The 23,696-nt window shown below is 66.4% G+C and carries 19 protein-coding genes and 4 pseudogenes; 9 read left to right on the top strand and 14 right to left on the bottom strand.

The annotated features are described in order from the left end of the window. Positions 1-18: 18 nt before the first annotated feature. On the bottom strand, positions 19-1,791 hold the full coding sequence (locus C722_RS25320) for a glycoside hydrolase family 5 protein (RefSeq protein ID WP_017642827.1): 1,773 nt from the start codon (positions 1,789-1,791) through the stop codon (positions 19-21). 397 nt (positions 1,792-2,188) lie between these two features. Between C722_RS25320 and C722_RS0123315 the strand changes: the two genes are divergently transcribed. Both C722_RS0123315 and C722_RS0123310 read left to right on the top strand, forming a co-directional pair. Then, complete coding sequence (locus tag C722_RS0123315; protein ID WP_026084051.1) at positions 2,189-2,596, top strand: response regulator; 408 nt, start codon at positions 2,189-2,191, stop codon at positions 2,594-2,596. A 65-nt stretch (positions 2,597-2,661) separates the two neighbouring features. After that, complete coding sequence (locus tag C722_RS0123310; protein ID WP_017642825.1) at positions 2,662-2,871, top strand: hypothetical protein; 210 nt, start codon at positions 2,662-2,664, stop codon at positions 2,869-2,871. 16 nt (positions 2,872-2,887) lie between these two features. On the opposite strand, the gene C722_RS0123305 is transcribed toward C722_RS0123310, so the two are convergent. After that, positions 2,888-3,349 (bottom strand): Lrp/AsnC family transcriptional regulator, encoded by a 462-nt coding sequence (locus C722_RS0123305; RefSeq protein ID WP_017642824.1) that lies wholly within the window; start codon positions 3,347-3,349, stop codon positions 2,888-2,890. 223 nt (positions 3,350-3,572) lie between these two features. Between C722_RS0123305 and C722_RS0123300 the strand changes: the two genes are divergently transcribed. From C722_RS0123300 to C722_RS0123280, 5 genes are read left to right on the top strand one after another with little or no spacing between them, the layout of a single operon-like run. Beyond that, complete coding sequence (locus tag C722_RS0123300) at positions 3,573-4,805, top strand: 3-methyl-2-oxobutanoate dehydrogenase (2-methylpropanoyl-transferring) subunit alpha (RefSeq protein ID WP_017642823.1); 1,233 nt, start codon at positions 3,573-3,575, stop codon at positions 4,803-4,805. Between the two features lie 4 nt (positions 4,806-4,809). Continuing rightward, a complete protein-coding gene (locus C722_RS0123295) occupies positions 4,810-5,868 on the top strand; it encodes an alpha-ketoacid dehydrogenase subunit beta (RefSeq protein ID WP_017642822.1) in 1,059 nt (352 codons plus the stop codon). A 1-nt stretch (position 5,869) separates the two neighbouring features. Beyond that, entirely contained in the window at positions 5,870-7,156 is a 1,287-nt protein-coding gene (locus tag C722_RS0123290; protein WP_017642821.1) for a dihydrolipoamide acetyltransferase family protein, read from the top strand. A 2-nt stretch (positions 7,157-7,158) separates the two neighbouring features. Beyond that, positions 7,159-8,541 (top strand): dihydrolipoyl dehydrogenase, encoded by a 1,383-nt coding sequence (gene lpdA / locus C722_RS0123285; protein ID WP_017642820.1) that lies wholly within the window; start codon positions 7,159-7,161, stop codon positions 8,539-8,541. After that, complete coding sequence (locus C722_RS0123280; RefSeq protein WP_017642819.1) at positions 8,538-9,557, top strand: AraC family transcriptional regulator; 1,020 nt, start codon at positions 8,538-8,540, stop codon at positions 9,555-9,557. Before lpdA ends, C722_RS0123280 begins: the two co-directional genes overlap by 4 nt. Here the strand turns inward: C722_RS0123280 and C722_RS0123275 are convergent. The 6 genes from C722_RS0123275 to tyrS all read right to left on the bottom strand — a co-directional run bounded on the left by C722_RS0123275 (position 9,554) and on the right by tyrS (position 14,769). Then, the gene (locus C722_RS0123275; protein WP_017642818.1) at positions 9,554-9,949 is read right to left on the bottom strand and encodes an ester cyclase; all 396 of its coding nucleotides are present in this window, start codon (positions 9,947-9,949) and stop codon (positions 9,554-9,556) included. The two genes, C722_RS0123280 and C722_RS0123275, sit on opposite strands and share 4 nt — an antisense overlap. A gap of 26 nt (positions 9,950-9,975) precedes the next feature. After that, positions 9,976-10,761 carry an enoyl-CoA hydratase gene (locus C722_RS0123270; RefSeq protein WP_017642817.1) on the bottom strand — a complete coding sequence of 262 codons (786 nt, stop codon included), beginning with the start codon at positions 10,759-10,761 and terminating at the stop codon, positions 9,976-9,978. 14 nt (positions 10,762-10,775) lie between these two features. After that, positions 10,776-11,960 (bottom strand): acetyl-CoA C-acyltransferase, encoded by a 1,185-nt coding sequence (locus tag C722_RS0123265; protein WP_017642816.1) that lies wholly within the window; start codon positions 11,958-11,960, stop codon positions 10,776-10,778. Positions 11,961-11,970: 10 nt separating this feature from the next. After that, the gene (locus C722_RS0123260; RefSeq protein WP_017642815.1) at positions 11,971-12,738 is read right to left on the bottom strand and encodes an SDR family NAD(P)-dependent oxidoreductase; all 768 of its coding nucleotides are present in this window, start codon (positions 12,736-12,738) and stop codon (positions 11,971-11,973) included. A 98-nt stretch (positions 12,739-12,836) separates the two neighbouring features. After that, positions 12,837-13,514 (bottom strand): SDR family oxidoreductase, encoded by a 678-nt coding sequence (locus C722_RS0123255; RefSeq protein ID WP_017642814.1) that lies wholly within the window; start codon positions 13,512-13,514, stop codon positions 12,837-12,839. A gap of 10 nt (positions 13,515-13,524) precedes the next feature. Continuing rightward, positions 13,525-14,769 carry a tyrosine--tRNA ligase gene (gene tyrS / locus C722_RS0123250; protein WP_017642813.1) on the bottom strand — a complete coding sequence of 415 codons (1,245 nt, stop codon included), beginning with the start codon at positions 14,767-14,769 and terminating at the stop codon, positions 13,525-13,527. Between the two features lie 607 nt (positions 14,770-15,376). Between tyrS and C722_RS0123240 the strand changes: the two genes are divergently transcribed. Together C722_RS0123240 and C722_RS0123235 are read left to right on the top strand one after the other, a co-directional pair. Next, positions 15,377-16,549 carry a GAF domain-containing protein gene (locus C722_RS0123240; protein ID WP_017642812.1) on the top strand — a complete coding sequence of 391 codons (1,173 nt, stop codon included), beginning with the start codon at positions 15,377-15,379 and terminating at the stop codon, positions 16,547-16,549. A gap of 5 nt (positions 16,550-16,554) precedes the next feature. After that, positions 16,555-17,166 (top strand): histidine phosphatase family protein, encoded by a 612-nt coding sequence (locus C722_RS0123235; RefSeq protein ID WP_177323677.1) that lies wholly within the window; start codon positions 16,555-16,557, stop codon positions 17,164-17,166. Here the strand turns inward: C722_RS0123235 and C722_RS27270 are convergent. From C722_RS27270 to C722_RS0123215, 6 genes and pseudogenes are all read right to left on the bottom strand, one after another. Further along, positions 17,163-17,600 (bottom strand): annotated as a pseudogene (locus tag C722_RS27270) (methyl-accepting chemotaxis protein); the annotation flags it as partial. The gene C722_RS0123235 and the pseudogene C722_RS27270 overlap by 4 nt on opposite strands. 105 nt (positions 17,601-17,705) lie before the next feature. Further along, positions 17,706-18,476: pseudogene (locus C722_RS27265) on the bottom strand (PAS domain-containing protein); the annotation flags it as partial. Positions 18,477-18,724: 248 nt separating this feature from the next. Continuing rightward, a complete protein-coding gene (locus C722_RS0123225; RefSeq protein ID WP_157225867.1) occupies positions 18,725-20,191 on the bottom strand; it encodes a chemotaxis protein CheW in 1,467 nt (488 codons plus the stop codon). Further along, positions 20,188-20,634: pseudogene (locus C722_RS27260) on the bottom strand (methyl-accepting chemotaxis protein); the annotation flags it as partial. The pseudogene C722_RS27260 and the gene C722_RS0123225, both read right to left, overlap by 4 nt. Before the next feature lie 165 nt (positions 20,635-20,799). Continuing rightward, positions 20,800-22,653 (bottom strand): annotated as a pseudogene (locus C722_RS0123220) (PAS domain S-box protein); the annotation flags it as partial. 144 nt (positions 22,654-22,797) lie between these two features. Then, a complete protein-coding gene (locus C722_RS0123215; protein ID WP_026084050.1) occupies positions 22,798-23,583 on the bottom strand; it encodes a sulfite exporter TauE/SafE family protein in 786 nt (261 codons plus the stop codon). Positions 23,584-23,696: the final 113 nt, after the last annotated feature.

Genomic DNA, 23,696 nt, shown 5'->3' with positions numbered 1-23,696 from the left:
GTTGCCTGATCCCGAGGATCAGCGACTGAAGGACATCAGGGTGTTGGGATAGCCGACGCTGGCATCCAGCCGGCTGGCATCGAAGAACACGCCCAGGTTTTTCGCCCCATCCTGCACGTAGCTGATCTTGAGGATCTGGCCGTTGACGAGGCGTACCGAGCCACCCAGCTTGAAGGCCGAGCGATTGGCTGCGGTCGCCGGGATGGAAATGGCCGCGGCGCGACGGTAGACGCCGCGATTCCAGTCGGCGTTGGTGAAGTCGTTGATGGCACTGCTGACGCTGGCGGCGCTGGTCACCCCGGTGGGCGAGACCGTCACGGTCTTGGGATAGCCCACGGCGTTGCCGTTGAAGGGCGTGCCCTCGGTGAAGACGCCCAGGCTATTGCCGGCCTGCACCGAGGAGATCCGCCGTACCTGGCCATCCGCGGTGGTCAGGTAGGCACCGGCCTTGAAGGCAGCGCGATTCACCGCGGTTCCGGGTACCGAGATCGCAGCCTTTTTGAGGAACACGCCCTTGTGCCAGTCCGGGTTGGTGAAGTCGTTGACCACCGAGGTGACAGTGCCTGCGGTGGCACCGGTGCTCGGCGGAATCTGGACCCCGGCGTTGCTCCCCGTATTGCCGGTGTTGCCGGTGTTGCCAGCGCTGCCACCACCGGAATTGCCCACGGCGCCGGCATTGCCACCGGTGGAGCCGCTGTTGCCAGTGCCGGTACCGCCGGCGGCCGGCGCGGTGCTGCCACTGGCGTTTGGACCGATGGCAGTGCAGCTGCTGTCGTCCAGGTATTTGCGCAGGGTCGGCCACTGCGGGCGCTCCTGGCCATTGATGGGCTCCACCGACATGAAGTAACTGCCCCAGCCGGGACCTGCGGCCCAGTAGGAGGCCGGAATGCAGTTCTGCTTCAGGTAGGCCAGCATGTTGTCCATCAGCAGGTTCCAGCGCGGATTGTTGTCCGGGACACCGAATTCGCCGATATAGCCACGCTTGCCGTTCTTCTTCAGCCAATCGACGAAGGGCTTCACCCGCGTCACGCCATAGTTGGCATCGAGCTTGTTGACGTCGGTCTTGTCGTAGCTGCCGCCGGCGTTCTCGTCGAAGTAGGAGTGCGCCGAAAAGATGATGTTGTTGGCCGGATCCTTCAGCCCCAGCAGGGCATCATTGAATTCGGCCCAGCGGGTGGCGCTCGACCAGCCGTTGCCTTCGACGATCACCGGCCGGGTGCTGTCCACCGCCCGGACGCCATTGATGCCGTACTGGGCTGCGGTCGGCCAGTAGGCCATGGCATCGTGGGGCTCGTTCATGATGTCGTAGGCGTACAGCGAGGACTGGCCGCTCCACTGCCGCGCGATGTGGGTCATGATCTCTTGATAGCGGGCGTAAGGTACGCCGCTGGTACCTATCACCTGACCGCGATAGCGGGCGTAGTTGTGCAGGTCGAGGATGATCTTGATGCCGTGCTTCTGCGCATAGCCGAAGGTCTGGTTCACCAGGGCCACGTAGGCGCTATCCAGAGGTCCGCCCAGGCGTGGCTGCAGGCGTTCCCAGATGATGGGGAAGCGAATCAGCTTCACGCCCCGCGCGCTCCACTGCTGGAAGTAGGCTTCCACCGGGAAGATGTAGTTGGTGCCATTGATGCCGGGCAACACCTGGGGCGCGAAGCCCGCACCAGACAGATTCAGACCTACCAGGCTGACAGGCTCGGCCTGGGCGAAGCCAGCGGACAGCGCGACGACAGCAGCGGCCGCGGCGAGCGGACGACGAAGGGCGGTAACAACGGAGCGAATAGGTGTCATGGACAGGTACTGCTTTGGGAGGCGTGGCGTCGATGTCCTTTGTGTACGAGCAAAGCCTGGGTTTAGGTAAGGCCACTGGGACGTGACAAAAAAAGCACTCTGCGTCCTGCAGTTGTCTCACCTAATACAAGTCATATGCCAGCCAAGTGAAACCTTTCACCCAACGGGAAGTCTCTGCGTCCAAAGAAACGCTGAAAGCACCGGAACAGAGGCCTTGCGGCAAACGTAACCAAATGTGCGCGACACAGGGTCGCAGCTCGGAAAGCGGGCACCTGGTTGGTCTTTCGACCCCGCGAAGACAGAAATCTGACGCCAAAATTCTCCGAGCTCTCTCAGGGAATTTTCCTCCACCGTTACCCTCCAAGGCTCAGCAATGTCTTGTATATAAGGTCCAGTCATGCGCGCAGAACAGCCGGGAACCCCTGTCTTCCGACCCACTCTCCTGGTGGTGGACGACGAGCCACTGGTAGCGGATTTCGTCCGCGAAATCCTCGAGCCCGAAGGCTTCAACATCATCGCCGCTGACTCGGCCGACACCGCCCTGTCGTTGCTGGAGAAAGAAGACGCCAACATCGACATTCTATTGACGGACATTCGCATGCCCGGCTCGATGGATGGCGCGCAGCTGGCCAACATGGTGTGCCAGCGGTGGCCAGACATGCCGATTATTGTCATGTCCGGCTACGAAACGCCGTCCACGGCCAGCATCAAATGCAAGGTTCGGTTCCTGCCCAAGCCCTGGTCGATCGGTCAGCTGATCGACGCGGTGAATGGCGTGGCCTATTCGGTGACGCCCAGCGCCTGACTGGCGAGGAACCTCGGCAATGTGAACGCTGTCACATTGCCACTTCGACCGTCCGGACCGCCATAATGCTCGCCCTGACCCAGCAATTCGTTGCCCAGCTCCCCAACGTCACCTGCCTGTTCGGCCCGCTCACGCCGGATGGCGGTCTGCCCGCCCAGCTCTGCAACTCCTCCGGTCGACGTCGCCTGACGCTGATGCTGGATATCGCCCGGCTGCGCGATTCGAATTATTGTGCCGTTCAGGCGCAGCAGGTGCGCCGCTCACTGGGCACCTAACCGCTCGCTCGATCGTTCAGAGGGGTGGCGCCGGTCTGAGCAGGACCGCCTTGAGCGAAAAGGCCGAGGTCACGCTGGCCACCCCGGGAATGCAGGTCAGAGTATCGGCCAGAAAGTGCTGGTAGGCCGCCAGATCCTGCACCACCACCCGCAACACATAGTCGGCATCGCCGGTCATCTGGAAACAGCTCATCACCTGGGGCGCCTTGACGATCTCCCGTTCGAAGGCGCGCAAGTAATCGGTGGACTGCTTTTCCAGACGTACCGAGACGAAGACGCTGACACTGCCGGCCAGCCGGGTTTCGTCGAGCTGGGCGTGATACCCCTGGATATAGCGCTCCTCCTCCAGACGCTTGACCCGCCGTAGCGTCGGGGTCAGCGACAGCCCGATCTTCTGTGCCAGATCGCGCCAGCTCAGACGGCCATCGGCGGACAGGGCATTGAGGATGCGCAGGTCGATACGGTCCAGACCAGCCATGGTGCAAAACCTCTACTGTTGTTCTTGTACTGAGTTCAATAGCACCAAAAGCCCGGGCTGCCCACCCCGAAATTGCGGCAAAACGGCTAGCGGAGCCGGCCTATACTCAGGTGACCAATAACAAGAATGCCGAGGCCTCCACCATGTGGCACCCTGCATCGCATCCGGACGGCCAACCCGTCCTGCGACCCGCCCGCCCCCTCATCCAGCTGGAGGGGCGGCCATGAGCGACTACCCTCCCCTGCGCCTGCACGTCCCCGAGCCCAGCGGCCGACCGGGACGTCCCACGGATTTCAGCTACCTGCAACTCTGCCCCGCCGGCCGTGCGGAAAGGCCGCCGGTGGACGTGGCACCGGTGGATACTCGGGAACTGGCCACCCAGCTGATCCGCATCCTCGACGAAGAGGGGCGCGCCGTCGGCCCCTGGGCCAGCGAAGAAGCGCCCGAACTGCTGCTGCAGGGCCTCAGGGCCATGCTCAAGACCCGGCTGTTCGATGCGCGGATGCTCAAGGCCCAGCGGCAGAAGAAGCTCTCCTTCTATATGCAGTGCCTCGGCGAGGAAGCCATTGCCGTCGGCCAGACCCTGGCGCTGCGCCCGGACGACATGCATTTCCCCACCTATCGCCAGCAGGGCATCCTCATCGCCCGCGAGGCGCCGCTGGACGAGATGATCTGCCAGCTGCTGTCCAATGCCCGGGATCCGCTCAAGGGTCGCCAGCTGCCGGTGATGTACTCCTACCGCGACCTCGGCTTCTTTTCCATCTCCGGCAACCTGGGCACCCAGTACATCCAGGCGGTGGGCTGGGCCATGGCTTCGGCGATCAAGGGCGATACCCGCATCGCCGCCGGCTGGATCGGCGACGGCGCCACCGCCGAAGGCGACTTCCATGCCGCCCTCACCTTCGCCCACGTCTACCGGGCGCCGGTGATCCTCAACATCGTCAACAACCAGTGGGCCATCTCCACCTTCCAGGCCATCGCCGGCGGCGAGGGCATCACCCTGGCCACCCGCGGTATTGGCTACGGCATCGCTGCGCTACGGGTGGATGGCAACGACTTCCTCGCCGTGCTGGCCGCCTCGCGCTGGGCCGCCGAACGCGCCCGTCGCAACCTGGGGCCGACCCTGATCGAATGGGTGACCTACCGCGCCGGCCCCCACTCCACCTCGGACGATCCGTCCAAGTACCGTCCCGCCGATGACTGGACGCACTTCCCCCTGGGCGATCCCATCGACCGGCTCAAGGCGCATCTGATCGGTCGCGGGCTCTGGTCGGACGCGCAGCACCAGGCGCTGGCCGCCGAGCTGGAAGCCGAGGTGGCCGCCGCACAGAAGGCCGCGGAAGCCCACGGCACCTTTGCCAGCGATCTCGCCCCTAGCGCCGCCGACATGTTCGAGGAGGTCTACCAGGACCTGCCGTCGCACCTGCGCCGCCAACGCCAACAGCTCGGGAAGTGACGCCATGACCGTACAACAGGAAACCGACCTGCCGACCCAGGCCGGCAGCCGCAGCACTCTGACCATGATCCAGGCCATCCGCTCGGCGATGGACGTGATGCTCGAACGCGACGACAACGTGGTGGTGTTCGGCGAGGACGTCGGCTACTTCGGCGGCGTCTTTCGCTGCACCGAGGGCCTGCAGGCCAAATATGGCGCCTCGCGGGTATTCGATGCGCCCATCTCGGAGAACGGCATTGCCGGCGCCGCGGTGGGCATGGGCGCCTACGGCCTGCGCCCGGTGGCGGAGATCCAGTTCGCCGACTATGTCTACCCGGCCATCGACCAGATCGTCTCCGAGGCGGCGCGCCTGCGCTATCGCTCAGTCGGCCAGTTCACCTCGCCGCTGGTATTTCGCATGCCCTGCGGCGGCGGCATCTATGGCGGCCAGACCCATAGCCAGAGTCCCGAGGCCATGTTCACCCAGGTCTGCGGCCTGCGCACGGTGATGCCCTCCAATCCCTACGACGCCAAGGGCCTGCTGATCGCCTCCATCGAGAGCGACGACCCGGTGATCTTTCTCGAACCCAAGCGCCTCTACAACGGCCCCTTCGACGGCCACCATGATCGTCCGGTAACGCCCTGGTCGGGCCACCCGGCCAGCGCCGTGCCGGACGGCTATTACCGCGTGGAGCTGGAACGGGCCGCCGTGGTCCGCCCTGGCAAGCAGGTCACGGTGCTGACCTATGGCACCACCGTCTGGGTCGCCTTGGCCGCCGCTGCCGAGACCGGCATCGATGCCGAGGTGATCGACATCCGCAGCCTCTGGCCGCTGGACCTGCAGACCCTCACCGATTCGGTGACCAAGACCGGCCGCTGCGTGGTGGTCCACGAAGCCACCCGTACCTGCGGCTACGGCGCCGAGCTGGTGTCCCTGATGCAGGAGCACTGCTTCCATCGCCTGGAGGCGCCCATCGAGCGGGTCACCGGCTGGGATACCCCCTATCCCCACGCCCAGGAATGGGACTACTTCCCGGGTCCGTCCCGGGTCGGCGCCGCGCTCAAGCGCGTCATGGAGGTCTGAGATGGGTACCCATGTCATCAAGATGCCCGACATCGGCGAAGGCATCGCCGAGGTGGAATTGGTCAAGTGGTACGTGGCGGTAGGGGATGAAGTCGGCGAGGACCAGACCCTGGCCGACGTCATGACCGACAAGGCCATGGTGGAGATCCCTTCCCCGGTGGTGGGCCGGGTGGTCGCCCTGGGCGGCCAGCCTGGCCAGGTGCTGGCCGTGGGCGCCGAGCTGATCCGCCTGGAGGTGGCCGGTGACGGCAATCTGCGCGAGGCCAGTCGCCCCGTGCCGATGGAAGCCGCGCCGGCGCCAGCACCGAAGGCGGAAGCGCCCAAGCCCGAGGCGGCACCTGCTCCGCGACACCCGGAAGCGGAGCTCCCGCGCGACGACGAGCGACCGGCCTCCCGACCAGCCCCGGGCAGTCCGCCGCTGGCGTCTCCCGCGGTGCGCCAGCACGCCTGGGACCTGGGCATCGAATTGCGCTTCGTCACCGGCAGCGGTCAGGGCGGGCGCATCCTGCATGGCGATCTGGAAGCCTATGTGCAGCAACGCGACGCCGGACTGCCACCGGCCACTGGCGGCGGTGGCCTGGCGAAACGCAGTGGCGAGGAGCGCATCCCGCTGATCGGCCTGAGACGCAAGATCGCCGAGAAGATGCAGGCCGCCAAGCGGCATATCCCCCACTTCACCTATGTGGAAGAGGTGGATGTCACCGAGCTGGAAGCCTTGCGCGCCACCCTCAACCAGCGCTGGCAGGGGCGTCGTGCCCATCTCACCCTGCTGCCCTTCCTGGCTCGCGCCCTGGTAGTAGCGGTGCGGGACTTTCCGCAGATGAATGCGCGCTTCGACGAAGACAGCAGCACCGTGACGCGTTATGGCGCGGTACATCTCGGCATCGCCACCCAGGGTGAGCAGGGCCTGGCGGTACCGGTGGTGCGCCACGCCGAGGCGCTGGATCTCTGGGGCTGTGCCCAGGAGGTGGCGCGCCTCGCCACCGCAGTGCGCGGCGGCAAGGCCGGGCGCGACGAACTGTCCGGCTCTACCCTGACCATCAGCAGCCTCGGTCCGCTGGGGGGCATCGCCTCCACGCCCATCATCAACCATCCCGAGGTGGCCATCATCGGCGTCAACCGCATCGTCGAGCGCCCGGCCTTCCGCCATGGCCTGGTGGTGCCACGCAAGCTGATGAATCTTTCCGCCTCCTTCGACCACCGGCTGATCGATGGCCAGGACGCCGCCAGTTTCATCCAGGCCGTGCGCCAGCTGCTCGAACAACCCGCCACCCTCTTCCTGGAGTAGCCATGGACACCCGACTCCTCATCATCGGCGGCGGCCCCGGCGGTTATGTCGCCGCCCTGCGCGCCGCCCAGCTGGGCATCGCCACCACCCTGGTGGAGGGCGTCGCCCTCGGCGGTACCTGCCTCAACGTCGGCTGCATTCCCTCCAAGGCGATGATCCATGTCGCCGAGGAATACCATCGCGCCAGCGGTCGCGCTGAGCATGGCAGCCTGGGCATCCGCCACGGCCGCCCGGAGCTGGATCTTGGCCAGGCCGTGGCCTGGAAGAACGGCATCGTCGATCGTCTCACCACCGGCGTCGCCGCGCTGCTCAAGAAGCAGGGCGTGACGGTAATCGAGGGCTGGGCCGAAATCCTCGATGGCAAGACCGTCGAGGTGCAGCGCGCCGGCGGCGATCGGCTGCGCATCCGCACCGAGCACCTGGTGCTGGCGATGGGCTCCACCTCGGTGGAATTGCCCAGCCTGCCCTTCGGTGGTCCGGTGATATCGGCCACCGAGGCCTTGTCACCCACGGAAATTCCCGACCACCTGGTGGTGGTGGGCGCTGGCTATATCGGTTTGGAACTGGGCATCGCCTATCGCAAGCTGGGCGCCCGGGTCGCGGTGGTGGAAGCCCAGTCGCGTCTGCTGCCCGGCTACGACGCCGAGCTCACGGCGCCGCTGCGGCAGCGGTTGGAACGCCTGGGCATTGAGCTGCACCTGGGCTGCACCGTCGCCGGTCTGGCCGCGGACGGCGCGGGTCTGCGGATGACTCGTGGCGACGGTCGGGAAGAGCTTCTGCCGGCCCAGCGCATCCTGGTCGCCGCCGGCCGCCGCCCCCGCACCGAAGGCCTGGAGCGCCTGCCGCTGGACTACGACGGTCGCTACATCCGCGTCGACGACGGCTGTCGTACCAGCATGACCGACGTCTGGGCCATTGGTGATCTCACCGGCGAACCCCTGCTGGCCCACCGCGCCATGGCTCAGGGCGAAGTGGTGGCTGAGCTCATCGCCGGCAAGCGTCGGCGTTTCGCCCCGCTGGCCATCCCGGCGGTCTGCTACACCGATCCGGAGATCGTGGTGGTCGGTCTCACCCCCGAGCAGGCCAAGGCCCAAGGGCTAGAGACCAAGGTCGCCAGCTTCCCCTTCGCCGCCAATGGCCGCGCCCTCACCTTGGAGGCGCCGGAAGGCTTCGTGCGGGTAGTGGCCCGCGCGGATGACCACCGCATTCTCGGCTGGCAGGCCACCGGGCAGCAGGTGGCGGAACTGGCCACGGCCTTTTCCCACAGCCTGGAGATGGGCATGCAACTGGAAGACGTGGCCGCCACCCTGCACCCCCACCCCACCCTGGGTGAGGCGGTGCAGGAGGCGGCGCTACGTGCCCTGGGCCGGGCGCTGCACCTGTGACCGACCTGCCGCGCGACAGCCTGGCCCCGGGCATCCTCGACGAGGCCCTGGCCGGGCTTTGCCGGCAAAGCGGTCAGTTGCCGGACGCCCTGCTCGCCGCGGAAGGCGTCCGGCTATCCGACCTGCTACTTGACCGCGAACGTCTCTCGGCGCCGCTGTTCGGCCAGCTGTGGTATCGCCTGGCACGGCGCTTCGATGACGAATTCTTCGCCCTGGGTCCGCGCCCGCTGCCGGCGGGCAGCTTTGCTTTTCTCTGCCAGAGCGCCCGTATGCAGCCGACCTTGGGCAATGCCCTGCGGCACAGCGCCGACTTCCTACGCCTGACCTTGGGTGTAAACCTGCGGCTGCAACGCGACGGGGAGCGGGCGACCTTGCGATTGGCACCCGGTAGTCTGCCGGGCAGCTTCGCGGTCTTTACCCTCTGGCTGATCCTGCATGGCCTGGCCTGCTGGCTGGTGGGCCGCCGGCTGCCGCTAGAGGAGATCCGTCTGACCGCTCAGACGCCGGGAGCGGACCTGCTGGCCGACTATCAGCAACGCTTCGGGCCACGGCTAAGCTTCGCCAGCGATGACGACTGCCTGGTGCTGGACGCCGCCCTGCTGGTCCTGCCGATCCGGCGCAGTGCCACGGACGCGCGGCGTTTCATCGCCGGCGCGCCGGGCAATCTGCTGGTGCACTATCGCGACGACGCCAACCTGATCGCCCGCATCCGCACCCTGTTGCGCAGCCGTGCACCCGAAGACTGGCCGGACGCCGTCGGCCTGGCGGCAGACCTGGGGCTCTCGCCCGCCACCCTGAGACGCCAGCTGGCGGCAGGCGGCCAGTCCTACCAACGCCTCAAGGACGAACGCCGGTGCCGGCTAGCCTGTCGCCAGCTGGATCAGGGCGCCCTGCCCCTGGATGAACTGGCCCTGCGCCTGGGTTTCGCCGATCCCCGCTCCTTCCAGCGCGCCTTTCGCAAGTGGACGGGCCTCAGTCCCCTGGGCTATCGCCAGCGCCAAAGTCGAGCGGGTTAGCCGTCGGCCAGCTGGGCAGCGATGGCGGCGGTGTCTATCACCGAGCGCACCTCGCGGATTCGCCCGTTCTCGAAACGATAGAAGACATGCTCGCTGAAGCGTACCCGCCTCCCGTTCACCGCCAGCCCGAACAGCTCACCACGCGGCGTGCAGTCGAAATCCAGCTGCGCGGCCAGCCAGGACGCCTCCACCACCAGCAATCGCGCGGCGAAGTGCAGATCGGGAATCGCGGCATGATCGCCTTCGAGCATGGCCTGGTAGCCCGCCAATCCCAGGGGCCGGCCATTGTGTTCGACGGCCTCGTCGACATAACGGCCCAGCTCCGCCCAGGCCTGGCGGTTGAGGCAGTCGAGGTAGGCCTGATAACGCTCGCGTAACCCGTCGACTGACACGATCTGCCTCTCCTCGTCGCTATGGCCTAGCGATGCTCGAACTTCGCCGGACGCTTCTCAACGAAGGCGGCCATGCCTTCCTTCTGGTCGGTGCTGGCGAACAGCGAATGGAAGACCCGGCGCTCGAAGCGGATGCCCTCAGCCAGACTGGTTTCGAAGGCGCGATTGACGCTTTCCTTGAGCAGCAGGGTCGCTGGCAGGGAGCGACTGGCGATACCGCGGGCGGCCTCCAGGGTGCGCTCCAGCAGCTCGTCGGCGGGAAAGACCTGGGCGACCAGGCCGGCGCGTTCGGCTTCGGCGGCCTCCAGCTGTCGACCGGTCAGACACAGCTCCATGGCCTTGGCCTTGCCCAGGGCACGGGTCAGGCGCTGGGTGCCGCCGATGCCGGGAATGACGCCCAAGGTGATCTCCGGCAGGCCGAAGCGGGCGGTGTCGGCGGCGTAGATGAAGTCGCACAGCAGCGCCAGTTCGCAGCCACCACCCAGGGCGTAGCCGGCCACGGCGGCGATCAAGGGCTTGCGGCGCTCGGCGATGCGGTCGGCGACGCGGAAATAGTCGTCCAGATAGATCTGCGGATAACCCTGCCCGGCCATTTCCTTGATGTCGGCACCGGCGGCGAAGGCCTTGGCCGAGCCGGTGAGCACCACGCACCCCACCTCGGGATCGGCGTCCAGCCGCGCCAGCATGGCGTCCAACTCAGTGAGTAGCTGGGCATTGAGGGCGTTGAGCGCCTTGGGTCTGTTGAGGGTGATGAGGGCCACACGGTCCTCGATGTCCAGCAACAGGGTGGATTCGGTAGAGGCTTCGCTCATGATCTTGTCCTTGTCTAGTCGTTGAGTTCCAGAGCCAGGGCCGTAGCCTCGCCGCCGCCAATGCAGATGGCGGCTACGCCCCGCCGCAGGCCACGCTGGCGCAGTGCCTGGATCAGGGTCACCAGGATGCGCGCGCCGGAGGCACCGATGGGATGGCCCAGGGCACAGGCACCACCGTGCACGTTCAACCGCTCCGGGTCCAGCCCCAGGGCATCCTGGGCGGCCAGCGCCACCACGGCGAAGGCTTCGTTGATTTCGAAGAGATCGACATCCGCCAATTGCCAGTCGATGCGTTCGAGCAGCGTGCGAATGGCGCCGATGGGGGCGGTGGGAAAGTCGCCTGGCGCGCCGGCATGGGCGGCATGGCCACGGATGGTCGCCAGCGGGGTCAGGCCCTCCCGCGCGGCCGTGCTAGCGCGCATCAGCAGCAGCGCCGCGGCGCCATCGGAGATGGAGCTGGCATTGGCCGCGGTCACTGTGCCGCCTTCGCGGAAAGCCGGCTTGAGCGTAGGAATCCGCGCAGGGTCGGCGCGGCGGGGTTGCTCGTCGGTGTCGAGGCGCAGGGTCTCCTTGCGCGTCACCACCTCCACCGGGACGATCTCGGCGGCGAAGGCGCCGCTGGCCTGGGCCTGACGTGCCCGTGCGAGAGACTGCTGAGCATAGGCATCCTGGCGTTCGCGGCCGATGCCCAGACGTGCGGCGCAATCCTCGGCGAAGGTCCCCATCAGGCGCCCGGGTTCATAGGCATCTTCCAGGCCGTCGAGAAACATGCTGTCGATCAGGGCGCCATGGCCAAGGCGATAGCCGCTGCGGGCCTTTTCCAGCAGATAGGGCGCACGGCTCATGCTTTCCATGCCGCCTGCCACCACCACCTCGGCGCTGCCAGCGCGCAGCAGGTCGTGACCGAGGATGGCCGCCTGCATGCCCGAACCGCACATCTTGTTCAGGGTGGTGCAGCGCGTGCTCTGGGCCAGACCGGCGCCAAGCGCCGCCTGGCGTGCCGGTGCCTGGCCGAGGCCTGCGGGCAGCACGCAACCCAGCAGCACCTCGTCGACCCGTTCCGGCGACCAACCCGCCCGCTCCAGTACGGCGCGGACCACGGTACTGCCCAGTTGCGGCGCTGACAGCGCGGCCAGCTCGCCACCCAGGGCGCCCATGGGCGTACGGGCGGCGGCGACGATGACAATGGGATCATTCATGGCGATTCTCCTAGCGCGGGGCCATGCGCAGGGCGCCGTCCAGACGGATCACCTCACCGTTGAGCATGGAGTTCTCGATGATGTGGCGGACCAGGGCGGCGAATTCCTCGCCGCGACCGAGCCGCGGCGGAAAGGGCACGTTGGCGGCCAGGGCCTCGCGGACCTCGGGGGTCATGCCGGCCATCATGGGTGTCTCGAAGACACCCGGCGCTATGGTCATGACCCGGATGCCCTGCCCGGCCAGTTCGCGCGCTGCCGGCAGGGTGAGAGAGGCGACACCGCCCTTGGAGGCCGCATAGGCCGCCTGGCCGATCTGGCCGTCGAAGGCGGCGATGGAGGCGGTGTTGATGATCACCCCGCGCTCGCCACCGGCATCGGCCTCGCCCTTGGCCATGGCGGCCGCGGCCAGGCGCAGAACGTTGAAGCTGCCCACTAGGTTGACCGTGACGATACGAGCGAAGGCGGCGAGATCATGGGGACCGTTGCGTCCGAGGATGCGGGCGCCACCGACGATACCGGCGCAGTTGACCGCGCCCTGCAGACTGCCCCAGCGGGCCAGTACGGTATCGATGGCCGCGCTCAGGGCCTCGGCATCGGTCACGTCCACCGGCAGCGCCAGGGCCCGCTCACCCAGTCGTTCGGCCTGGGCCTGCACGGCATCGGCCTGCAGATCCAACAGCGCCACCCGGGCGCCTGCCGCGGTCAGTACCTCGGCCGTAGCGGCGCCCAGGCCGGAGCCGGCGCCGGTTACCAGAAAGGTTCGCTCGTCGATGCGCATGATGACACTCCCCAGGGTGGTGTCTGCATCTTCGATCCTCGACAGAGGTCGGACAAGGGCCAGAACGCTCAGCCGTGCTGAGCGATCCGGTTCCTCGCTCACCAGGGCAGGGCTTGCCCCTGATAGTCGAGAAAGGCGCTGCCGCTTTGGCCGGCCCGGGCGTCGATAGTCGCGACCAGACCCGCGACGCTATCGGCCACCTCGACCGGCGCCTGGTCGCCACCCAGTTCGGTGCGGACCCAGCCCGGGTGCAGCGCCAGCACCGCGAAAGCCGGCTGCCGCCCAACTACCCAGCTCTGCAGCAGGCTGTTCAGCGCTGCCTTGCTGGCGCCATAGAGCGGCATCTCGGCGGCCCGCGCCAAGCTGACGCTGCCCATCTGCGAACTCAGGCAGGCCACAACCCCCTCGGCTGCCATCCGTGGCGCCAGGGCATCCAGCAACCGCAGGGGCGCCACGGCATTGGTGAGGAACAGCTCGCCCAGCTCCGCGACGCTGGCCCGCTGCCCGTTCTCTTCTGCCGGGCCCATGATGCCGGCATTGACGATCAGCCGCTCCAGCGCGCCGTCACCCAGCTCGTCCAGGAGTCGTGTGCCCAGGTCAGGATCACGCAGATCGCCGGTCACCACCCGCAACCGCCCCTTGGCGGCCGCGGCCAGGGCATCCAACGCCGCATTCGGCGTTCGCACCACCGCCAACACCCGAGCACCTTGCGCCAGATATCGCTCCACCAGCCCCAAGCCTATGCCCCGCGAGGCACCTATCACCCAGACATTCATAGCCTTCTCCTCAGTCCACCAACGTGATGCGCAAATGCCGTTTCTTGCCCAGACTCACCCGCCGGCCGGCGTCGCTCGCCGTCAGCAGGACATCGGGATCCAGCACCGGTTGCTCGTCCAGCCGCAGGCCACCGCCCTCTGCCAGCCGGCGGACCGCACTGCGCGACGGTTGCAGTCCCGCTTCGACCAGCAACTCCACCAGGGTGACGCCCGCGGCCAGCTGCCGGCGGCTCAGGACGACCTCCGGCAACTGACCCGCGCCGTCGCGAGCGGCGAACACCTCGGCGGCCGCTGCCTCGGCCTCGCGCTGGGCCCGCTCGCCATGGGCCAGTCGGGTCGCCTCGTTGGCCAGCACGGTCTTGGCCAGATTGCTTTCCGCGCCGCCCAGGGCACCGAGCCGCCGGACCTCGTCCAGCGGCAACTCGGTGAACAGCGCCAGGAAACGCTCGACATCGGCATCGTCGCAGTTGCGCCAGAATTGCCAGAAGTCGAAGGCCGACAGTCGCTCCTCGTTGAGCCAGACCGCGCCCTGGGCCGACTTGCCCATCTTGCGCCCGTCACGGGTGGCCAGCAGCGGCATGGTCAGGCCATAGAGTTGGAGACCGCCCTGCCGGCGCGACAGCTCCACACCGTTGATGATGTTGGCCCACTGGTCCGCGCCGCCTAGTTGCAGGGTGCAGCCATAGCGCCGCGACAGCTCGACGAAGTCGTAGGCCTGCAGCAGGGTGTAGCCGAATTCCTCGAAGGACAGCGAGTGCTCGCGGTCGAGACGATTCTTGATGGCATCGAAGGTGAGCAGCCGGTTGATGGAAAAATGCCGGCCGACGGCGCCGAGAAAATCCAGGTAGCCCAGGCCGTCGAGCCACTCGGCGTTGTCCACCACCTGGGCACGACCGTGGCCATCGCCCACTTCGAGATAGCGGTGAAAGGCCTTGGCGATGCCGGCCATGTTCAGGGCGATCTGGCCGTCGGTGAGTACCGGGCGACTGCTGTCGCGGAAACTGGGGTCGCCGATGCGGGTGGTGGCACCACCGATCAGCAAGAGGATGGGATGGCCAGCACGCTGCAGCCAGCGCATCAGCATCAGGCCCTGCAGATGGCCGACATGGAGGCTGTCGGCGGTGGCGTCGAAGCCGAGATAGCCGGTCACCGGCCCTGCGGCGAAGGCGCGCGCAAGGCCGTCCCGGTCGGTGGTCTGGTGGATGAAACCGCGGGCTTCGAGGGTGGTGAGCAGGTCTTGCGTGGTGCTGTCCATGGGGTCTCCTGTGGCTGGACGGTGCCAGGGAGACCGGGAGAAGTTGCCTTGACCGAGCCGCCCTAGGCGGTTCGGTCATGCAGCGCAGTACCTACCACCCGATGTTGGTCAGGTAGTAGTAATAGGCGCTGATGGGGCAAAGAAAGGTTCGCATGGGTCGCCACGCTACCGGCTCGCCTGCCGCTTGGCAACTGCGAACCGCTCGCACTGCCGCTTCGACCAGATGTCGCACCTCCTCTGGCAGCGGCTGAACGAACAGCGAGAGTGGCGTTCCGACTCCTGTCCTTTGCCAGCAGTATCGAGACGCAGAGATGAACGTACCCGCTCCACCCCGCGAGATCCCCAGCACCGGCATGGCAGTCCCAGGCGTACCTGGACATGGAAAAGCCTTTGCGTGAGAGGATCCCCCCAATGAAATGCATTACCCCAGCCAACCTGCTGTTGCTGCTGCTCTGCCTCACGGTGCTGGCCTACGCCACCGACCTGATCGGCTAGACGAGACCTGACCGTCCGGACGGTCAATCGGGTGGCATGGCAGGGCCACGGTTGCCCTCGGCCGTCTCTTGGCCTAGCGTTCAGGGCCTGTCCGTCAGAGAACTACAGCGTCATGCCCAGCCAACCCTCCAGTACCGTCGAAAGCATCGAGCTGATGGCGTCCCTGGATTCCGTCGCGGCGCTCCTGCGCGTCGTCTGTGATGTCAGCGGCCTTGGGGTCGCCACCGTCGCCGAGGTCACCGAGCAGCGCTGGATCGCCTGCGCGGTGGAGGATCGTATCGCCTTCGGCCTGCGACCCGGCGCCGAACTGGATCTCGAGTCCACCCTGTGCAACCACGTGCGCTCCTCCCACGACGCCGTGATCATCAGCGACGTGACCCGGAACCCCACCTACTGCGATCATCCGGCGCCCAGCCTCTATGGCTGGAAGAGTTATCTATCGGTCCCGGTATTTCGTCCCAACGGGACCTTCTTCGGGACGCTATGCGCCTTCGATCCCCAGCCCAGGCCGCTGCTGGAGCAGCGCTCGGTGATCGATACCCTGGACGGTTTCGCCCGCCTGCTGGGTGAATTGCTCGCCCGCGAAGAACAGCGTCGCGAAGAAAGCCCCGGTGCGCGCGTCGACCGGGATCTGACGCCCTTGCACGACCAACTGCTGGTACTGCTGGAGGAGGATCTGCAGCGTCCGCTGCAGGCGCTGGCCGCGCAGGACCTGCGCGCGGACGCATCCCAGATGCGGCACTGGCACACCGAGGCCCAGCGCCTGGCCGAACGCAGCGGCGTGGCCGCCGACTTCGTCCGCGCGCGCCTGGGCCATGGCCTGCCCCTGAAACCGGCGTTGGTTGACGGCTTCAATGAGCAGCTCCTGGGCTTGTTCGCCACGCTGCAGACGCGCTTTCCCGGGCAGACCTTGAGCAGCAAATTGCCGGCCTTACCGGCTGCCTTGCGGCTGGATCTGCCGCGAGTGCTGCAGGCGCTGGACGCCGTGCTGGAGCAGGTCGCTTCCCGCAATCCTTCTGGGGGCAACCTGTTGCTGCGTGGCGCGATCAAGGATCGCTGCTACAGCCTTATCGTGGAAAGCAGCACCGCCGTGGTGGAACCTGGCACCCTGAGTCAACTGTTCCAGCCGGCGCTGACCAGGGCCGACCTTGTGCAGCCCGCCCGCCTGGACCTGGGCCTCTATCTCGCCCAGGAAATCGCCCGCGGCCATGGCGGCAGCCTGATCGCGCGCCTGGAAGCCGGTCACTTGAGATTCCTCCTTACCCTGCCCACTGCTCTGGATTGATGTCCTTGCCCTTCCCTTCTCCCCTGCTGGTGATCCGTCACGGCGAAACCGACTGGAACGCCAGCGGTCGCCTCCAGGGTCGCCAGGACATACCGCTCAACGCGCGCGGTCGTGCCCAGGCCGAAGCCGTGGGCCTGGCCCTGCGCGACCGCCTCGACATCTCTCGCTTCACCTGCCTGAGCAGTCCGCTGCAACGCGCCAGCGTAACGCTCGATCTGATCCTGGCGCAGCTGCCAGGCACGCCAAGAAACCTGGGCCGCGATGCGCGCCTGGCGGAAAAGGCCTTTGGCGACTGGGAGGGCCTGGACATGCCCACCATCGCCCAGCGTTATCCCGAGCAGCACGCCCGCCGCGCCGCCGAGCCCTATACCTTTCGGGTATCCGGTGGCGAAAGCTATGCCGATGCCGCCGAACGGGTGCGCCCGCTGCTGGAGGAACTCCAGGGCCCCACCCTGCTGGTGGCCCACGGTGCTCTGATCCGCAGCCTGCTGGTAGCCGCCGGCCTGGCCAGCCCGGAGGTGGCGACCCGAATGGTCATCCACCAGGGCCGCTGGCTGGAGCTCACGACCGCGGGCTATGAGTGGTACAGCGCCCCGGGCTGGGGCGAACAGCCCTAACTCAGCCGGCGGGCGAATTGGCTGACCGCGCCCACCACCTGGCGGGCGCCATCCTGGATCTCGGTGATGCGCACCCCGGCGTTGCTGGCCAGGTGCAGCCCCTGCTCCGCCTGCTGCCGGCTGGCGGCCATGTTGCTGACCGCCGTCTGCGCCAGTTGCTGGTTCTGCTGCACCACCCCGACGATCTCTTCGGTGGCCTTGCTGGTGCGCCCGGCCAACTGCCGGACTTCGTCCGCCACCACCGCGAAGCCACGCCCCTGCTCACCGGCCCGGGCAGCTTCGATGGCAGCGTTGAGCGCCAGCAGATTGGTCTGCTCGGCGATGCCGCTGATGGTCTTGACGATGGCGCTGATCACCAGCGACTGCTTGCCGAGGTCTTCGATGCCGTTGGCGGCGACCTGGATCTCGTCGGCGATGCGGGTCATCACCGCCACGGTGTCCTGCACCACGGCCGCGCCCTGACGCGCGCTTTCGTCGGTGGTCTGGGAGATGTCGAAGGCGACCCGTGCGGCCTCGGCCACGGCCAGTTCCTGCTCCACCTGCTCGGTGATGACGGTGGCGAACTTGATGACCTTGTACAGCTCGCCGCGGGTGTTAAGGACGGGATTGTAGGAGGCTTCCAGCCAGACCGTGCGGCCATGGCTGTCGATGCGCTTGAAGCGACTGGCGACGTAGTCGCCACGATTGAGCCGCTCCCAGAAGACGCGATAGTCAGCGGACTCCGACTCTTCGCGGCTGCAGAACATCCGATGATGCTTGCCGACGATCTGCGCCAGCGAATAACCCATGCCCTGCAGGAAGCGCTCGTTGGCGGTGAGCACCTCGCCGGACAGGTTGAATTCGATCACCGCGGTGGAACGCAGCAGCGCATTGATGATGCCCGAGTGCTCGGTGGAGGTTTCCACCTGCTCGGTACGGTCATAGGCATAGCAGCGGATCTGTTTGACCTGGCCCTGGGTGTCGCGCACGGGCGTCCAGATCGCATAGAGCCAGGCGACGCCACCCGTCCCGCGCAGCAGCCGATAGATGCCACTGGCCTGGCGACCTTCGTTGAAGCTGCGCTTCAGATCGCCATAGCAGACCAACTTCTTCACGTAGTCCGGAATGATGTCGTCCAGGTTCCGCCCGGTGAGGCTACCCGGTGCGTAACCCAGGCACTGGGCGAAATTGTCATTGAAGTCTTCGATCCGGCCCTGGGCGTCCAGCAGTAGGCAAAGGGCGTCATTGCAGAACGCCGCGCGCAGCTGACGGTGCTCGGCCAGCTCGGCTTCGAGATCAGCGATACGGCGTTTGAGTGCGGAGTTGAACATGGGATCACCCAGGAAAGTTGTGTCTTTCTCTGGTTCGACGCGCCGCAAGATTTCTTGACCAGGTGCTGATGAACGCGGGACTCGGACACGTCAGGAGAAGCGTCGACGATGCGCTTCGCGTGGTGCCGGCTGGAAAGCGCCACGGGCTCTAGCCTGCCGCTACCGCTTTGATAACGAACTCCGCCGAGGTCGACGAAGGCGCGGGCGATCCGTTACCCGACCGCTCAGCGAAGTGACGAGCGGTCGAGTCAAATAGTCGCGAGCCCAGGCTCGGGCACGGCCTGGCGGGCCTGTCGTTCCAGGCGCTGCACCAGCGCGCCAAGATCGATCAGGGTGGCCTGGCGGCTGTTGCCCCCGGTACTTACGCCCACCCAGCTCTGCGCCCGCTGTGCCGGCATCGCCCCGCTCTCCCCGGGCAATTGCCAGCTGCGCGCCAGGGCATCCGCCCGCAGGTCGGTAAAGGCCTCGATGGCCTCCACCCGCTGTACCACGAAGCCCAGGCGCTGGCGCTGTCCTTCCACCACGATCACCTGATCGCCCGGACCGGACTCGACCCTCTGCGCACCGGCCAGGGTCCGCAGGCACACCAGGGTGATCTGCTGGCCCCGGACCTCCATCACCCCCAGCAGCCGCGGATCCCGCTGCCCAAGGCGCAGGTAGCGCGACGGCAGGGGCAAGACCTCGGCCACCTGCTCCAGCGGGACGGCGAACAGCAATTCGGCGAGAAAGGTGAGGCAGGGCTGGCGGCGGACCTGGCGCCGTTCCTCCTGCAACAGATCGCGGTCGGTGCGATAGATCCGCGCATAGGCGACCGCCGCCGCCTGGCAACCCAGGACCAGGTGATCGATCACGATCGCCGTCTCGCCATCCGCGGCACTGAAAACCCCGCACAACAGCTCGGGCCGCTCCAGGCCAAAGCCGAGCAGCGGCGCGCACTGCGCCGGATCCCGTCGCCACATGCCGAGCAGCCGCTCGAAACCGAAGGCCACCCGATACTGACCCTGGTCGCCCGCCGCCAGCACCAGCAGCTGCTCACGGCGATTGTGCGCGGGCGTGGTCAGCCCCAACAGCGCGGACAGCTCCAGCACCGGCAACGTCTGGCCGCGCAACTGCACCTGGTGGCGACAGCTGTCGCTGGCGAATTCGCTGGGCGCCAGCTGCGGTCGATCCACCAGCTCCTGCACCACCGCCGCATCCAGGCAGAGGCGACGCCCATCGCATTCGAACAGCAGATAGAGCCGCTCGCCGTCCTTGCCGGCGCTGGCCCGCTGCCGATGGGCGCGGGGCACATCGGCGCTGACCTCGAAGCCTGGCAAGACGGCCAGCGCCTCCAGATCCAACAGATGCACCAGCCGGCCGCTTTCCGGGCGCAGGTGGACCTGCCCCAGGAGGCGCCCGGGTGCCCCCTGCAACTGCACGATGGCGTCCGCCGGCAGCCTGAGGGTATCCACCACGTTATCGATGGCCAGGCCGAAGCGACCGCCGCCCTGGCGAATCACGGCGATCCGGCGCTCGCGCTCGACCGGCGGCACTCCCAGCAAGCCATGGCCATCCACCAGCGGCAACGGCTGACCGCCCAGCTCGAAGAGACCGAGCAGCCAGGGCACCGGACTCGGATGGGCGGCCAGGCGGTCCGGCCAGGGCACCACGCGTTCCAGGGCCTGGGCGGGCAAGGCGACTTCCAGTTCGCCGATCCGCACGACACCCCGCGTCACGAACGCGCGCCGCCGACGATGGGCGCCACCGTGGTGGCCGCATCGAGCTCCTGGATCAACTGATTGACCCGCGCCGCATCGTCGAGCTGGGCGGCGGTGGAGCCGTTGATCGCCTCGATGGACTGCTGGGTCTTGCCCACCCCTTCGGCGATCAGCCCGAAGGCCTCGCCCACGCTGCGCGAGATTTCGCTGCCCTGGGCGATGCTCTTGACCGATTCCAGGATCAGCTTGTTGATCTCCTTGGTCGCCTGGGACGACTTCTCGGCCAGCTTGCGCACCTCGTCGGCCACCACCGAGAAGCCTAGGCCATGCTCACCAGCGCGGGCGGCTTCGATGGCCGCGTTGAAGGCCAGCATGTTGGTCTGGTTGGCGATATCGCTGATCACCTGGACGATGTCCTGGATGCCGCCGGCGGTGGTGCCTATGGCCGCCATGGCGTCCAGCGAGCGCGTCAAGGTCAGGGAGCCGCGTTCCGCTTCCTCCAGCGTACGGCGGGCCATGCGGTTGGCGTCGTCGGTGGTCTCGGCGATCTGGTTGATGGAGCGGGTCAGGGCGTGCAGCGAGAGATTCATCTGCTCGATCTTCTGCCGCACATGCTGCTCCATCTCCACCTGGCGGGTGATGTCGGTGGCGAACTTCACCACCTTGTGCACCTGGCCTTCGGCATCGAAGATCGGGTTGTAGGTGGCCTGGATCCAGATGCGCTGACCGAACTTGCTCAGGCGCATGAAGCGGCCGCCGAACACCTCGCCCTGAGCCAGCCGCGCCCAGAATTCGCGGTACTCGCTGGAGGCGACGTGGTCGGCCTCGCAGAAGATGCGGTGGTGCTGACCGCGGATCTCCTCCAGGCGATAGCCCAGGGTCGCCAGGAAATTGCGGTTGGCCTCGAGGATCTTGCCGGTCAGGTCGAATTCGATCACCGCCTGGCCGCGGTCGACGGCCGCCACCTTGCCGGCATAGTCGCTGTTGCGAATCTGGCTTTCAGTGATGTCCACGGCGAACTTCACCACCTTGCACGGCTTGCCGTCGGCGTCGAAGATGGGGTTGTAGGTGGCCTGGATCCAGATCTCCTCACCCCGGCTGTTGCGCCTCTTGTACACCCCGGCGTCGAATTCGCCGCGCGCCAATTTATCCCAGAACAATCGGTACTCGGCCAAACGGGCGTAGTCGTCGGAGCAGAAGAGGCGGTGGTGTTTGCCCACCACCTCGTCGGACTGGTAACCCAGGGCCAGCAGGAAGTTGCGGTTGGCGGTGAGCACCGTGCCGTCGACGGAGAACTCGGCGATGGCCTGGGATCGGTCGATGGCCGCCACCTTGCCTTCGTAGTCGCTGTTGCGCAGCTGGCTCTCGGTCACGTCGCTGGCGAACTTGACCACCTTGTAAGGCTTGCCCTCGGCGTCGAGGATGGGATTGTAGGTCGCCTGGATCCATACCTGGTGGCCGTCGCTGGCGCGTCTCTTGTACAGGCCGGCATCGAAGTCGCCCCGACCGAGTTTTTCCCAGAACAGGCGATAGCCCGGCGAACGGGCATGCTCGGGTTCGCAGAAGATCCGGTGATGCTTGCCACGTACCTCGTCCAGGCTGTAACCCAGGGCGGACAGGAAGTTTTCGTTGGCGGAGAGGATGTTGCCGTGCAGATCGAATTCGATCACCGCCTGGGCGCGGTCGATGGCGGCCATCTTGCCTTCGAATTCGGCAGCCTGCAGTTGCGCGTCTGTGACATCAGTGGCGAACTTCACCACCTTGTAGGGACGACCGTCGCTGTCGAGGATGGGATTGTAGGTGGCCTGGATCCAGATCGGCCGGCCATCCCGGCGGATGCGCTTGTAGACCCCAGTATCGAAGAGACCCTGCCCCAGGCGATTCCACAGCAGCGCGTATTCTGGCGAACGGGCATAGTCGGCCGGGCACATCAGGCTGTGATGGCGGCCGCGCAACTCCTCCAGCGCATAGCCGGTCATGCCGAGGAAATTGTCGTTGGCCCAGAGCACATTGCCCTGCAGGTCGAATTCGATCACCGCCTGAGAGCGGTGAATGGCAGCGATCTTGCCCTCGTACTCCACCGCCTGCAGGCGACTCTCGGTAATGTCGGTGGCGAACTTGATGATACGCTGCGGTCGTCCCTCGGCATCCAGCAGCGGATTGTAGGTCGCGCGGATCCACCTCAAGCTGCCATCCTTGTGCTGGCGCCGATAGACGCCGCTGTGGAACTCGCCGCGCCCCAGGGTCTGCCAGAACTGCTGATAATCCTCGCTCTCCACCACCCCTGGCGGGCAGAACAGACGATGATGCCGGCCGCTGACTTCCTCCAGGCGATAACCGAAGGCCTGCAGGAAGTTGTCATTGGCGTGCAGCACCGTGCCTTGCAGATCGAATTCGATCACTGCCAGGGAACGGTCCAGCGCCTGACGCAAGGCATGATAGGCGGAGGTATCGTCGACAGTGACAGATTCGGAAAACATGGGCAGCTCCAGGAAGGGGACTCGACAATCAGGCTATCGGCAATCGCGATAACAAATTGAACGCTGCCTATCCTAGAACTGTTTTCCGCTGGTGGAATCGCCAATGGTCGTCCGACGAACGACCCCCATGCTGGCCAGACGCCTTCAGACCACCAGCTTGGTGCCTATGACCAATAGCATGACTGCCAGACAGGGCCGCAGCACGCCATCGGGTACCCTCCCCGACAGGTGACTGCCCAGGAAGATGCCTGGCAGTGAGCCCAACAGCAGAAAACCCAGCACATGCCAGTCCAGGTTGCCCAGGCCGGCGTGGCCAAGCCCTGCCACCAGGGTCAGGGGCACCGCATGGGCGATCTCGGTGCCGACCAGGCGCCGAGTCGCCATCAGCGGATAGAGCAGGAACAGCGCCACCGTGCCCAGGGCGCCGGCGCCGATGGAGGTCAGGGTCACCATGAAGCCCAGCACCGCACCGGTCAGCACCGTGAGGGCATTGAGACGCCCCGTACTCAGGTGAAATCTGTCGCCGGCATGCCGGCTGGCGAAGGCGAAAATCTGTTGCTTGAACAGGATGGCCAGGGCGGTCAGCAGCAGCACGATACCGAGGGCATGCTTGATGAGCGCATTGGTGGCGTGTTGGTCACCCGGGAGCAAAGCCAGCGCGAGGAGTGTGAGAGCCGCGGCGGGTACGCTGCCAGCGGCCAGCCAGCCGGTCACCGTCCAATCGATGTTGCGATTACGTTGATGGACGAAGACGCCGCCCGCCTTGGTGATGGCGGCATAGAGCAGATCGGTGCCCACGGCCGCGGCCGGGTTGATGCCGAACCAGAGCAGAATGGGCGTCATTAGGGACCCACCGCCTACCCCTGTCATACCCACGATGAAACCTACCACCAGCCCCGCGATCACGAAGCCCATTGCCCCAACTTCCATTACAGCCCCAATTGCCGTTGTCGGCTCATCTTGCGGCCGCACAGGATAACCACTCAGGTTATGCCGGGGTATATTGAAAGAGTCTTTGCTTATAACAGCTGGAACTATGAATC

This window comes from Pseudomonas sp. 313, assembly GCF_000316965.1.
GTDB classification, from domain to species: Bacteria; Pseudomonadota; Gammaproteobacteria; order Pseudomonadales; family Pseudomonadaceae; genus Chryseomonas; species Chryseomonas benzopyrenica.
Note: the sequence above shows the minus strand (reverse complement) of the source record. Positions and strands in the feature narration are given on the sequence as shown.